This window comes from Chromobacterium phragmitis (assembly GCF_003325475.1).
GTDB classification, from domain to species: Bacteria; Pseudomonadota; Gammaproteobacteria; order Burkholderiales; family Chromobacteriaceae; genus Chromobacterium; species Chromobacterium phragmitis.
In genome coordinates, this window is record NZ_CP029495.1 from 3,846,606 (window position 1) to 3,858,759 (window position 12,154).

The following is a 12,154-nucleotide window of genomic DNA, read 5'->3' on the forward strand; positions in this document are numbered from 1 at the left end:
CCTATGAAATTGAAGCGACTCGCAGTAGCCGCAATGGGCCTGACCATGGCCTCGGTTGCCATGGCTGCAGATCCGTTTGTGATCAAGGATATTCGCGTTGAAGGCCTGCAGCGTACCGAGCCGGGCACGGTCTTCAACTACCTGCCGGTCAAGGTGGGCGACACATTCACCGACGCCAAGGGCAAGGAGGCGATCAAGGCCTTGTTCGGCACCGGCTTCTTCAACGACGTGCGGGTGGAAAGCCGCGGCGCCACGCTGATCGTCACCGTGGCCGAGCGCCCGGTGATCACCCAGCTCAACATCAACGGCGCCAAGGAATTCAGCAAGGATCAGCTGAAAAAGGCGCTGAAGGACAACGGCTTCGCCGAGTCGCTGATCTTCGACCAAGCGCTGCTCGACGGCGCGGTCCAGGAGTTGAAGCGCCAGTATTACAGCCGCGGCAAGTATTCGGTTGAGATCACGCCCGCCGTCACCAAGCTGGAACGCAACCGCGTGGCGGTGACGCTGGACATCAACGAAGGCGTGACCGCGCGCATCAAGGAAATCCGCATCGTCGGCGCCAGCGCGTTCTCGCAGTCCAAGCTGCTGGACGAATTCAGCCTGACCACCGGCGGCTGGATGTCCTGGATCACCAAGGACGACCAGTACTCCAAGCAGAAGTTGACCGGCGATCTGGAAAAGCTGAAGGCTTTCTACCAGAACCAGGGCTATATGGAGTTCGGCATCGACTCTTCCCAGGTGTCGATCAGCGCCGACAAGAAGGACATGTTCCTGATCATCAACGTGCACGAGGGCAAGAAGTACACGGTGTCCGACGTGCGCCTGGCCGGCGACCTGAAGGTGCCGGAGGCGGAGTTGCGCCAATTGCTGCAGGTGAAGCGCGGCGATACCTTCAACAACGAGAAGGTGACCGAGTCGGTGAAGGCGCTGAGCGACCGGCTGGGCAACGAGGGCTACGCCTTCGCCAACGTCAACGTGCTGCCGGACATCGACCGGGAGAAGCAGACCGCCGCCTTCACTTTCTTCGTCGATCCGGGCCGCAAGACCTATGTCCGCCGCGTCAACGTGGCCGGCAACAGCAAAACCCGAGACGAAGTGATCCGCCGCGAGCTGCGCCAATTGGAGGGCGCGCCGTACAACGCCGCCAACGTCAAGCGCAGCAAGGAGCGGTTGGAGTTGCTGGGCTATTTCGAGGACGTCAACGTCGAGACCCCGGCGGTGACCGACGCGCCGGACCAGGTGGACATGAACATCAGCCTGAAGGAACGCTCCACCGGCAGCATCTCGGGCAGCCTGGGCTATGTGCAGGGCGAGGGCCTGGTGCTGGGCGCCAACATCTCACAGAGCAATATCTTCGGCTCCGGCAAGTACATGTCGCTGGGCATGTCCACCGGCAAGGTAAACAAGAACTACTCGCTGTCGTTCACGGATCCCTACTTCACGCCGGACGGCGTCAGCCTGGGTTACGACCTGTACAATCGCGTCTACAACCCGGACGCCACCTCGATCTCCGCCTACAAGACCAGCACCACTGGCGCCGACGTGCGATTCGGCGTGCCGATCACCGAGTACGACCGAATCAACTTCACGCTGGGCGCAGAGCAGACCAGCATCACCACTTACGACAACAGTCCTCAGCAGTACAAGGACTTCGTCAACAAGTACGGCAGCAAGAACAACACCGTGCTGGGCACCGTGGGCTGGGGCCGCGATACCCGCGACAGCGCGCTGTGGCCGACGCGCGGCGCCAGCATCCGCGTCAACGCCGACTTCGGCCTGCCGGGCGGCACCTTGCAGTACTACAGCCTGACGCATCAGCAGACCTGGTTCTTCCCGCTGTCCAAGGACTTCACGCTGATGCTGAACGGCGAGTTGGGCTATGCTGACGGCTATGGCAAGACCAAGGAGCTGCCGTTCTTCAAGAACTTCTACCTGGGCGGCTTGGGCTCGGTTCGCGGTTACGATAGCAGCAGCATCGGTCCGCGCGACTCCAGCGACAACTATATCGGCGGCAACCGCAAAGCGGTGGCCAACGCCGAAATCTTGTTCCCTTTCCCGGGAATGAAGGACAACAAGTCGCTGCGCGCCAGCCTGTTCTTCGACGCCGGCACACTGTGGAACACCAACTGGAAGGATACGCCGAGCTCCGCCAGCGACGGTCTCCGTTACTCGGCGGGTCTGGCGCTGACCTGGCTGTCGCCGATGGGCCCGATGAAATTCAGTATCGCCAATCCGCTGAAGAAAGAGACCGGCGACAAGCTGCAGCGCTTCCAGTTCCAGCTGGGCGCCGCGTTCTAACCTTACGGGATGAGATCATGAAAGCATGGAAATGGTGGCTGGCGGCGTTGAGCGTGGCGGCGCTGCCCGCGCACGCCGCCGACTTCAAGCTGGGCTTCGTCAACATCGAGCGCATCTATCGCGAGGCGGGCGCGTCCATCGCCATCTACAAGAAGCTGGACAAGGAGTTCGCCGGCCGCCGCGACGAATTGAAGAAGATGGAGACGCGGGCCAAGGATTTGGAGTCCCAGTTGGCCAAGAACAGCCTGTCGCCGGATGATCGCAAGCGATTCGAGCGCGAGTACGCGAGCCTGGATCGCGATTATCGCGCCAAGTCGCGAGAGCTGGCCGAGGACTACAACCAGCGCCGCAACGAGGAGTTCGCCGGCGTGACCGAGCGGGCCAACCGCATGGTCAAGGACATCGCCCAGCGCGAGAACTATGATCTGATTCTGCAAGATGCGGTGTACATCAATCCCAAGTTCGATCTGACGCCGCAAGTGCTGAAAGAGCTGGACAAGTAATCGTCAACCGTTACCGGAGTAAGCCGACCCCGGGTCGGCTTTGTTTTTGATGTCCTACACACTCGCATACATTGTTGAGCAACTGGGCGGCGAGCTGCGCGGCCCGGATCTCGCCGTCGCCAGGCTGGCTCCGCTGGAAAGCGCGGCGGCTGCCGAGATCGCCTTCGTCGCCAGCGCCAAGTTCCGTCGCCAGATGCTGGCAAGCTCGGCTGGCGCGCTGATCGTCACCGAGGCGCTGGCGGCCGAGTTGCCGGAGCGATCGTTGATCGTGGCCGCCGATCCCTATCTCTATTTCGCGCGGCTGGCCACCTTGTTCCATCCGCCGAAAGCGCCGCGCGCCGGCATCCATCCCAGCGCGGCGGTGGGCGAGGGCTGCAGCATCGCGGCCAGCAGCGAGATCGCGGCCAACGCCACCATCGGCGACAACGTCGTCATCGGCGAGCGTTGCCGCATCCTGCCCGGCGTGGTGGTGGGCGACGGCTGCCGGATCGGCGACGACGTCACGCTTTACCCCAACGTCACCGTCTACCATGGCTGCGTGATCGGCAACCGCGTCGGCGTGCACTCCGGCAGCGTGATCGGCGGCGATGGCTTCGGCCTGGCCTGGGACAAGGACCATTGGTTCAAGATTCCGCAAACCGGCCGCGTGGTGTTGGAGGATGACGTCGAGATCGGCGCCAACACCACGGTGGACCGCGGCGCGCTGGTTGACACCGTGATCCGCAAGGGCGCCAAGATAGACAATCTGGTGCAGATTGCCCATAACGTGGAAATCGGCGAGCATACCGCCATTGCCGGCTGCGTCGGCATCGCCGGCAGCACCAAGATAGGCGCGCGCTGCACCGTGGGCGGCGCGGCGATGTTCGTCGGCCACATCGAAGTGGCGGACCGCACTCATATCGGCGGCGGCACCCTGGTGTCGAAATCGATCAAGGAGGCCGGCACTTACGCGTCCTCCTACCCATTGCAAAGCATGAAGGACTGGCTGTCCAACGCTGTCCACGTGCGCCATCTGGATGATTTCGCCAAGCGCGTGAAGCAGCTTGAGCGGGAACTGGAAACACTGAAAAAATCGAAGGAAGAACCTCATGAGTGAACACGCTGTCTCGATCGATGTCCGCGAGATCATGCGCTGCCTGCCGCATCGTTATCCGTTCCTGCTGGTTGACCGCGTCACCGAGCTGGAGCCCAATGTGCGCATAAAGGCGCTGAAGAACGTCACCATCAACGAGCCGTTCTTCGTCGGCCATTTTGAGCAATATCCGGTGATGCCGGGCGTGCTGATCATCGAGGCGCTGGCCCAGGCCGCAGGCATCCTGGCGATCAAGAGCCAGGGCGAGCGTTCGGAGAACGAGCTGTACTTCTTTGTCGGCATCGACAATGCCCGCTTCAAGCGCCAGGTGGTGCCGGGCGACCAACTGGTGTTCGAAGTGTCGCAGATGACCGTCAAGCGCGGCATCGGCAAGTACGCCGCCCGCGCGCTGGTGGACGGCCAGGTGGCCTGCGAGGCCGAAATCATGTGCGCCCGCCGCGAGGTGTGAACATGGCCATCCATCCGACCGCAATCGTAGACCCGAAGGCGCGGATCGCCGACGACGTCGAAATCGGCGCGTATTCCATCATCGGCCCGAACGTCAGCATCGGCGCCGGCAGCTGGGTGGGCCCGCACGTGGTGATCGAAGGCCATACCAGCATCGGCAAAAACAACCGCATCTTTCAGTTCTGCTCGCTGGGCGCGATTCCGCAGGACCTGAAGTACGCCGGCGAGCCGACGCGGCTGGAAATCGGCGACAACAACACCATCCGCGAATTTTGCACCTTCAATACCGGCACGGTGCAGGACGGCGGCGTCACTCGCATCGGCAGCGACAACTGGATCATGGCCTATGTGCACATCGCGCATGATTGCCAGGTCGGCAACCACATCATCTTGGCCAATAACGCCACTTTGGCTGGCCATGTCCGTCTCGGCGACTGGGTGTTCCTGGGCGGCTTCACCAGCGTGCATCAGTTCGTCATCGTCGGCGAGCACGCGATGACGGCGTTCGCCAGCGCCGTGGCGCAGGACATTCCGGCCTACGTGACGGCGCACGGCAACCGCGCGGTGCCGTCCGGCATCAACGCCGAAGGGATGAAGCGCCGCGGATTCACGCCCGAGCAGATTCGGCGCGTGCGCAACGCTTACAAAACCCTGTACCGCCAGGGTTTGAGTTACGACGAAGCCAAGGCCGCCATTCTGGCCGAGGCCGGCGAAGGCCATGCCGAGCTGGAGCCGTTCGTGCGTTTCTTTGATCAATCGGCGCGAGGCATCATCCGCTGAGCTTATGGGCGATCAACTGTTCAAGCGCAAGGGGGCCTTGAAGGTTGCCATGGTGGCTGGAGAGGCTTCCGGCGACCTGCTGGCCGCCCATCTGATGGACGCGCTGCGCGCGCACCGCAGCGATATCGAATTCGCCGGCATCGGCGGCCCGCGGATGGAGGCCAGGGGCTTCCGCAGCATGGTGCCGCAGGAGAAGCTGGCGGTGCGCGGCTATTCCGAGGTGCTGAAAAGCCTGCCCGAGTTGCTGAAGATCCGCCGCCAATTGCGCGAGCAGCTGTTGGCGGAGCGGCCGGATGTATTCATAGGCGTGGATGCGCCCGATTTCAATCTGGGCCTGGAGGCCGGGCTGAAGAAGGGCGGCATTCCCACCGTGCACTACGTCAGCCCGTCGATCTGGGCCTGGCGGCCGGAGCGCATCCAGAAGATAGGCCGCGCGGCCAACCATGTGCTGTGCCTGTTTCCGATGGAGCCGCCGCTGTATCGCCAGGCCGGGGTGCCGGTGACCTATGTCGGCCATCCTTTGGCCAGCGAGATTCCGCTGGAGCCTGACCGGGAGGCGATGCGCGACCAGCTGGGATTGCCGCAGAACGTGCCGGTGTTCACGCTGATGCCGGGCAGCCGCCAGAGCGAGCTGGAGTACATGGCACCGATCTATCTGGACACGGCGCGCCTGCTGCTGAGGCAGTATCCGGACGCTCAATTCCTGGTGCCGCTGGCTACCCGCGCCACCATGGATCAGTTCGAGCTGATGCTGTACCGCTGCAAGGCGCGCGACCTGCCTATCCGTAGGCTGTTCGGCCATGCGCAAATGGCGACTATCGCCAGCGACGTGGTGCTGGTCACCAGCGGCACGGCGACGCTGGAGGTGGCGCTGACCAAGCGGCCGATGGTGATCAGCTACAAGCTGTCCGCCTTCACCTATCGGCTGGTCAAGCGCAAGATCCGGCTGCCGTACGTCGGCTTGCCCAATATCCTGTGCGGCCGATTCGTGGTGCCGGAGCTGCTGCAGAAGCAAGCCACGCCGCAGAAGCTGGCGGAAGAGATGCAGCGTTTGTTCACAGACGCGAATGCCCGCGCCGACATGAACAAGGCCTTCACCGAGCTGCACTTGTCGCTGCGGCAGGACACGGCCAATCGCGCGGCGCGCGCGGTGCTGGAAGTGGCGCGATGCCATTAGGCCGACGGCATGTCGCCGGGGTGGACGAGGCGGGCCGGGGGCCGTTGGCCGGCGTCGTGTTCGCCGCGGCGGTCATCCTTGACCCCGACAAGCCCATCGCGGGCTTGGCCGACTCCAAGGTGCTGAGCGAGGCCAAGCGCGACGCGCTGGCTGAGTTGATCAAGCGCGACGCGCTGGCCTGGTGCATCGCCAGCGCCAGCGTCGACGAAATCGACAAGCTCAACATTCTGCACGCCACCATGCTGGCCATGACGCGGGCGGTGGAGGGTTTGCCGACGCGTCCAGATCTGGCGCAGATAGACGGCAACCGCGTGCCCAAGCACTTACCGGTGCCGGGGGAGGCCATCGTCAAGGGCGACGCCAAGGTGGCGGCCATCTCCGCAGCGTCCATCCTGGCCAAGACCGCGCGCGACGCGGAGCTGGTGGCGCTGGACGCGCTGCATCCGCAGTACGGTTTCGCCCGCCACAAGGGCTATCCTACCGCCGAGCACCTGGCCGCCATCGAAGCTCACGGCGTGTTGCCGGCGCACCGCAAGACCTTCGGCCCGGTCAAGGCCTGGCTGGCCAGCCATCAGGGAAGCCTGTTCTGACATGGCGGAGCAAGACGGCAAGCGCTGTTTCCCGCCGGTGGCGGATGGCCGGACCCGGCTGTTGATCCTGGGATCGCTGCCTGGCGACGCGTCGTTGGCCGCCGGCCAGTATTACGCTCACCCGCGCAATCAGTTCTGGCGTCTGCTGGGCGAGTTGTTGGGCAAGGATTTGCCCCCGTTGCCTTATGAGGCGCGCCTGGCAGCTTTGCGCGAGTCCGGCGTGGGCCTGTGGGACGTTGTGGCGCAGGCGAGCCGCAAGGGCAGCCTGGACGCCGACTTGCGCGATATCCGGCATAACGATTTGAGCGACTTCGCCGCCAGCCTGCCGTCGTTGCGGGCGGTGGCTTTCAACGGCGCGGCAGCCGCCAGGGCGGAAACGCAGCTGGCTGGTCTGGACCTTGCCGTTGCGCGTTTGCCTTCGTCCAGTCCGGCGCATACGTTGGCTTACGAGGCAAAACTTGCGGTCTGGCGCCAATTGGAACGATATTTAGACTTGTCAGCGTAATTTCGCACCCAGCCGGAGGGTTGCCGATGAACCGTTATTGCATCTGGTTTGTCACCACGGACGACAGCGTGATGCGTCGCGCGGAAGTCGCCATCAATGGCGTGATCCACAGCCATCAGGTGCTGGAGGAGATCGAAGGGCAATTGGCGGGGGAGTGCGGTTTGAGCCAGGTGATGATAGTCGACTGGAAGCGCTTCGAAACGCCTGAACAGGACGGCGGCCGGCTGGTTCGGGTGGCCTGATGTCCGGACGGATGCCCGACCTTGGCCGCGTCTTCGGCCGGACGTCCAGCATGCAGCCTGTCCTGGGCCGCCGCTAATCCACTTCGCAGCGCAGATGTCCTTGCGCGACGCAGGCCTGCCTGGTGGCGTGAAATTGGGCGATCACCTGAGCGATCTGCTGGGCCGGCGCGCAACTGGACTGCACCGCTTGCTGCTCCAGCTCCAGGCAGCGCCGGGCCAAGCTGGCGAACCCCAGCGTCACCGCGCCTCCCTTCAAGCCGTGGGCCAGATGGAACAAACTTTCCCTGTCAGGCTGCTGCTGATTGGATTGCAGCTGACGGATAGACTCCTGATGGCCGGCGAAGTATTGCTCCACCAATTGGCGGTATTGCGCCTCCGACAGCAATTCGATGAAGTCCGATATGGTCCGCGCGTCAAGCGCGGGCTCTTCTCTGGCCTGAGGCGCGGCGCTGGCTTCCGGCGGGTACAACTTTTGCAGGACAGCCAGCAATTGGTCGCGGCCCAGGGGTTTTGTCAGGAAATCATCCAGCCCTTGGCTCAGCATTTGCTGGCGCGTTTCGGGAAAGGCGTCCGCCGTCAACGCGATGATGGGCATCTTGGGCGTCTGCGCTTCGGCGCGCAGCCGGCGCGCGGTTTCCGCGCCATCCATGCCGGGCATGTGCAAATCCATCAGCACCAGATCGAATGGTTGTCCGGCGGCCAGGCTCAATGCCTCGAGTCCATCGGAGGCCAGCGTGGGCTGTTGATTCAAACGCTCAAGCAGGGCTTGCAGATACTTGCGATTCACTGCGTTGTCGTCCACCACCAGGATGCGCAGCGGCCGGCCCAGCGCGGCGTGGTAGGCGGCGGGTTCGATCGTTTCCGGCGGCGCCTCGGGGGCGGGGATGACCCGCAGCGGCAAGGTCAGCTGAAAACAGCTGCCTTGTCCCGGCACGCTGTTGACCGAAATGCCGCCGCCCATCAGCAGGGCCAGGCTTTGCGAGATTTCCAGCCCCAACCCGCTGCCTCCGAACTGGCGGGCGGTGGAACCGTCTCCCTGAGAGAAGCGCTTGAATAGTTTGGCGATGGTGGCTTGGTCCATGCCAATGCCGGTGTCTGTCACCACCAGCAAGAGCTGGGCGGTGCCGGGGAGCTCTCCCGGTGACGAAGAGGCGTGGATGGTGACGCCGCCATGTTCTGTGAATTTGACGGCGTTGCTCAGCAAGTTGAGCAAAATCTGCCGCAGCCGGGTGGGGTCCAGTTCCACCCACTCAGGGATCGCCGAGGCCATCTCCAGGCTCAGCATCAGTCCCTTTGCCTGAGCCTGGGCGCTCATCAGATTGGAAATCTGCCGCAGCAGGTAGGCCAGGTTGCAGGTGACGGGGGCGAGCTCCAGCTTGCCGGACTCAAGCTTGCTGGCGTCCAGCACGTCGTTCAGCAACAGCAGCAAGTGACGCGCGGATTCCTCCGCTGTGCGAATGTAATTGGCCTGGCTGGCGCTGGGATGGCTGTCCGCCAGCAGCGCCAGCATGCCCAGCACGCCGTTTAGCGGGGTCCGGATTTCATGGCTCATATTGGCGAGAAAGGCGCTTTTGGCGAGACTGCCTGCTTCTGCCTGGCGACGAGCCTCCTCCAGGCTGCCGGTCAGGGTTTCCAGCGCCAGCCTGCGCTTGTCCAACTGGCGGAGCTGCCGGATAACCGTGAAGCCGAAGCCGAAGATCAGCACCCATTCGAAAGCCATCAGCCAGTTGCTGACGGCGATGTATTGCTGCATGGTGCGGTTGCGATTGTCCACCTGCTGGGCGCCTGCTTGGTTGGCCTGCAGCGACAAGTCGTGCAGGCCGCCGGCCAGCGAGGCCGCTATCCTCTCCAGCCTGCCCAACCGCGCGGGGTCGTGGGCAGAGGCGTTGGCGCTGAAATAGGCGTCGCCCTGGCGAATGAAGGCATCCAGCCGACTTTGCATCGCCAGATACAGGGGTTGGTCCTGCAGCAGAGTGCGATATTCGCCGCCGCGGATGATGCCGATGCGGCTGACGAAAATGTCGTAGCGCTGCTGTAGCTGGTCCGGCGTGATTTGTTGATGCTGGGCCTCGTGCAGCGCGCTTTGCAGATGCAGATTCTCCGCCTCCAGCTGGAAATAGGCCCAGATGATGTTGTCGTCCTGGTACAGCACGGCGCTGGTCAATACTTGCGACTGGCGATGCTGAATGTAGGCGACGCCGGCGAACACGCAAACCAGAGTGGCGCCAATGGCGACCAGCATGCGCCAAGAGGTGGATTGGCCTTTTGCCTGGGTCATGGCCTCACTCCACCTGCAGCGATTTCAACTGCCAGGCCGAGCGACTATAGAACACTTCGGAGCGCAGCGCCGGCTGGCTGTCGTAGGGGTAAACGATGAACAGCGGTCCTTTGTCCCGCACGGACATCGGTTTGCCGTTGAGCAGCCAAGCCAGCACCACTTGGTAGCGAGCGGCATCCTCCAGCGGGATGTCGGTCTTGTAATCGTTGAGGGCAATGGCGCGCAGCGTGCGGCCTTTGGCGCCGACCAGCGTCAGCACATCCTGCAGGTAAGGGCCGGTGAAACGGCTGACTCCTGGCAGCCAGGGGGTGCGGGTGGCGATGGTGTGCTGGGGCAGCCGCGAGAGCATGGCCATGTCGAACGCCGCGTCGTTGCCTTGGTTCTTATTGCTGATCTGCCCGCTGATGGTCAGCACCACCTTGCCGGCTGGTTTTGCCAACAATGGGCTCTCGGCCTGGCTTGGGCAGGCGGCGAAGAGCAGCAACAGCGATAAGGCTCGGATGAGGGAGGGCATGGCGGATTCCTGTGCTTGGCATCGTCAACGGCTATCGGAAAGGTCGGCGGGGGCTGGCTGGCGGAAAGCGCCGCGGTGCTTCAACAGCCAACGACGGAAACTCTCGGCGTCTATCGGTGGCGAAATGAAAGAGCCCTGGGCGATTTCCACGCCCAGCTCTTGGCACAGCCTCCATTCCGAATCGGTGGCCACGCCTTCGGCGACGACATCCAGGGCAAGCTGGCGGCCCAGTTCGGCGCTGGCGCGGACAATGGAGAGATTGGTGGGGTTGCGGGCGGCATCGATGACGAAACCCTTGTCTATTTTCAACTCGGTAAAGGGAATGCGCGAAAGCCGATCCATGCTGGCGAAGCCTGTGCCGAAATCGTCTATCGCCAGCCTGGAGCCTTTCAGCCGCAAGCGGGTCAGCAGCTCCAGCGCTCGGGTGGGATTGGCCATCAGGCCCGTTTCCGTTACTTCCACGGTCAGGCGGCTGAACGGGAAGCCGCTGTTGTTGAGAATGCGTTCGAATTGGGAAACCAGGGCGATGTCATTCAGCGACTCGACAGAGAGATTGATCGACATGAAAAGCGGCTTTTCGCTGGGAAGCCGGTCCATGGTGGCAGCCGCCTGGCGCAACAGCTGCAAGGTCAACTCGGTGATCAGGCTGGACTGCTCCGCCAACTGGATGAATTGTTGCGGGCCGATCAAACCCAGCCTGGGGTGTTGCCAGCGAGCCAGAATCTCCACGGATCGGATTTCGCCGCTGTCCACTGCGACCTGAGGTTGGAAGAAGGGGCGGATTTCTCCCTTGTCTAGCCCGGAGCGCAGTTCGTCTTCGCTGGGCAGGGACATGGCGCTCGGCAGTTGCTGCGCCTCGGGCGGAGGCTGGTCGATCAGGCGTTGCAGCATCAGATGGTTGATGGGCTTGGGCAGCACGCCTGCCAGCCACAGGTCGTACATGCGGGCAAGCTCAGCCACTGATTCCAGCACCCGTTCGTCGAAGCCGCTCGAGATCAGCAGCTTGCCGCGGAATGCGCGCTCGCCCAGATGGCGGACAAACTCGATGCCGTCCATGCGCGGCATGTCGAGGTCGCAGAAGATCACATCGAATAGCCGGTCGCCGGCATCCAGTTGAATCAGCGCGTCCAGCCCATCGCAGGCGACCACCACGCCCTCATAGCCAAGTCGTTGCAACACCATCACGAGAAACTGCTGCGATACGGCATCGTCGTCTACGACCAGTATCTGGTGCATCGCTTCTCCCATGGCGGCGCGCGCCATACGGTGTGGATGCTGCAATTATAGTGTCGGCCTGTTTGGCGGGGGCGCGGGACTGGGCTGGCGATCAGTTGGCCTGGCCGATTTCCAGCAGGTTGATCTTGCCGTTGGCGTCCAGGTGGAACTTGAAGTAGGTGTTGAAGTCGCCCCAGCGGTCGCTATGGAAGCCTCCATAAATGTCCAGTCCCTGATTTTCCACCCGGTCTATGCTGGTGAAGCGCTCGTGGCCTATCGCATGCTCGCTGAATTTGAGGAAGTTGGCGGGCAAGCCGTCGTCGGTCATGGTCGCTTCCGGATGGAACTGAGCCATCCAGGCGTCGTGGTCGCCATCCTGAAGCGCCTCAATCGCCAGCCTCACCGCCGGCTGGGTGAGCATTTCCAGATTCATGAAATTTCTCCTTGGCGCGAAAGCTTCCCGCCGGTTGGCGCCGGATGACGGGCCAAGACTGCTCGGCGATGTCTTTCCG

At 63.0% G+C, this 12,154-nt stretch carries 13 protein-coding genes; 9 read left to right on the forward strand and 4 right to left on the reverse strand.

Translation table 11 applies throughout. From position 1 onward, the window contains the following. The first annotated feature begins 3 nt into the window (after window positions 1-3). The 9 genes from bamA to DK842_RS18390 are packed head-to-tail and all read left to right on the forward strand — an operon-like array spanning window position 4 to window position 7,635. Window positions 4-2,298, forward strand: coding sequence for an outer membrane protein assembly factor BamA (gene bamA, locus DK842_RS18350; protein WP_114062755.1), 2,295 nt, complete (start codon window positions 4-6; stop codon window positions 2,296-2,298). A 17-nt stretch (window positions 2,299-2,315) separates the two neighbouring features. Beyond that, window positions 2,316-2,801: an OmpH family outer membrane protein gene (locus DK842_RS18355; RefSeq protein ID WP_114062756.1), complete on the forward strand. Its 486-nt coding sequence runs from the start codon at window positions 2,316-2,318 to the stop codon at window positions 2,799-2,801. Between the two features lie 49 nt (window positions 2,802-2,850). Then, entirely contained in the window at window positions 2,851-3,897 is a 1,047-nt protein-coding gene (gene lpxD, locus DK842_RS18360) for a UDP-3-O-(3-hydroxymyristoyl)glucosamine N-acyltransferase (RefSeq protein WP_114063796.1), read from the forward strand. Then, complete coding sequence (fabZ, locus tag DK842_RS18365) at window positions 3,890-4,342, forward strand: 3-hydroxyacyl-ACP dehydratase FabZ (RefSeq protein WP_114062757.1); 453 nt, start codon at window positions 3,890-3,892, stop codon at window positions 4,340-4,342. The genes lpxD and fabZ overlap by 8 nt, the downstream gene beginning before the upstream one ends. A 2-nt stretch (window positions 4,343-4,344) precedes the next feature. Next, the gene (gene lpxA / locus DK842_RS18370; protein ID WP_114062758.1) at window positions 4,345-5,121 is read left to right on the forward strand and encodes an acyl-ACP--UDP-N-acetylglucosamine O-acyltransferase; all 777 of its coding nucleotides are present in this window, start codon (window positions 4,345-4,347) and stop codon (window positions 5,119-5,121) included. Window positions 5,122-5,125: 4 nt separating this feature from the next. Beyond that, window positions 5,126-6,298, forward strand: coding sequence for a lipid-A-disaccharide synthase (lpxB, locus tag DK842_RS18375; RefSeq protein WP_114062759.1), 1,173 nt, complete (start codon window positions 5,126-5,128; stop codon window positions 6,296-6,298). Then, window positions 6,289-6,888 (forward strand): ribonuclease HII, encoded by a 600-nt coding sequence (gene rnhB, locus DK842_RS18380; RefSeq protein WP_114062760.1) that lies wholly within the window; start codon window positions 6,289-6,291, stop codon window positions 6,886-6,888. The genes lpxB and rnhB overlap by 10 nt, the downstream gene beginning before the upstream one ends. A 1-nt stretch (window position 6,889) precedes the next feature. Next, window positions 6,890-7,393, forward strand: coding sequence for a DNA-deoxyinosine glycosylase (locus DK842_RS18385; protein ID WP_114062761.1), 504 nt, complete (start codon window positions 6,890-6,892; stop codon window positions 7,391-7,393). 26 nt (window positions 7,394-7,419) lie between these two features. After that, a complete protein-coding gene (locus DK842_RS18390) occupies window positions 7,420-7,635 on the forward strand; it encodes a hypothetical protein (RefSeq protein WP_021477844.1) in 216 nt (71 codons plus the stop codon). 73 nt (window positions 7,636-7,708) lie between these two features. Here the strand turns inward: DK842_RS18390 and DK842_RS18395 are convergent, their stop codons facing one another. The 4 genes from DK842_RS18395 to DK842_RS18410 all read right to left on the reverse strand — a co-directional run bounded on the left by DK842_RS18395 (window position 7,709) and on the right by DK842_RS18410 (window position 12,075). After that, window positions 7,709-9,913 carry an ATP-binding protein gene (locus tag DK842_RS18395; protein WP_114062762.1) on the reverse strand — a complete coding sequence of 735 codons (2,205 nt, stop codon included), beginning with the start codon at window positions 9,911-9,913 and terminating at the stop codon, window positions 7,709-7,711. Window positions 9,914-9,917: 4 nt separating this feature from the next. Further along, window positions 9,918-10,427: a molybdopterin-dependent oxidoreductase gene (locus DK842_RS18400; RefSeq protein ID WP_114062763.1), complete on the reverse strand. Its 510-nt coding sequence runs from the start codon at window positions 10,425-10,427 to the stop codon at window positions 9,918-9,920. A 24-nt stretch (window positions 10,428-10,451) separates the two neighbouring features. After that, window positions 10,452-11,663, reverse strand: coding sequence for an EAL domain-containing response regulator (locus DK842_RS18405; protein WP_168194920.1), 1,212 nt, complete (start codon window positions 11,661-11,663; stop codon window positions 10,452-10,454). Window positions 11,664-11,754: 91 nt separating this feature from the next. Next, window positions 11,755-12,075, reverse strand: a complete 321-nt coding sequence (locus DK842_RS18410; RefSeq protein WP_114062765.1) for a hypothetical protein — start codon at window positions 12,073-12,075, stop codon at window positions 11,755-11,757. Window positions 12,076-12,154 lie beyond the last annotated feature (79 nt).

Bases quoted from the DNA above. Each gene is read 5' to 3' on its own strand.
- bamA (WP_114062755.1), top strand. From the start codon at position 4: ATGAAATTGAAGCGACTCGCAGTAGCCGCAATGGGCCTGACCATGGCC.
- DK842_RS18355 (WP_114062756.1), top strand. From the start codon at position 2,316: ATGAAAGCATGGAAATGGTGGCTGGCGGCGTTGAGCGTGGCGGCGCTG.
- lpxD (WP_114063796.1), top strand. From the start codon at position 2,851: ATGTCCTACACACTCGCATACATTGTTGAGCAACTGGGCGGCGAGCTG.
- fabZ (WP_114062757.1), top strand. From the start codon at position 3,890: ATGAGTGAACACGCTGTCTCGATCGATGTCCGCGAGATCATGCGCTGC.
- lpxA (WP_114062758.1), top strand. From the start codon at position 4,345: ATGGCCATCCATCCGACCGCAATCGTAGACCCGAAGGCGCGGATCGCC.
- lpxB (WP_114062759.1), top strand. From the start codon at position 5,126: ATGGGCGATCAACTGTTCAAGCGCAAGGGGGCCTTGAAGGTTGCCATG.
- rnhB (WP_114062760.1), top strand. From the start codon at position 6,289: ATGCCATTAGGCCGACGGCATGTCGCCGGGGTGGACGAGGCGGGCCGG.
- DK842_RS18385 (WP_114062761.1), top strand. From the start codon at position 6,890: ATGGCGGAGCAAGACGGCAAGCGCTGTTTCCCGCCGGTGGCGGATGGC.
- DK842_RS18390 (WP_021477844.1), top strand. From the start codon at position 7,420: ATGAACCGTTATTGCATCTGGTTTGTCACCACGGACGACAGCGTGATG.
- DK842_RS18395 (WP_114062762.1), bottom strand. From the start codon at position 9,913: ATGACCCAGGCAAAAGGCCAATCCACCTCTTGGCGCATGCTGGTCGCC.
- DK842_RS18400 (WP_114062763.1), bottom strand. From the start codon at position 10,427: ATGCCCTCCCTCATCCGAGCCTTATCGCTGTTGCTGCTCTTCGCCGCC.
- DK842_RS18405 (WP_168194920.1), bottom strand. From the start codon at position 11,663: ATGCACCAGATACTGGTCGTAGACGACGATGCCGTATCGCAGCAGTTT.
- DK842_RS18410 (WP_114062765.1), bottom strand. From the start codon at position 12,075: ATGAATCTGGAAATGCTCACCCAGCCGGCGGTGAGGCTGGCGATTGAG.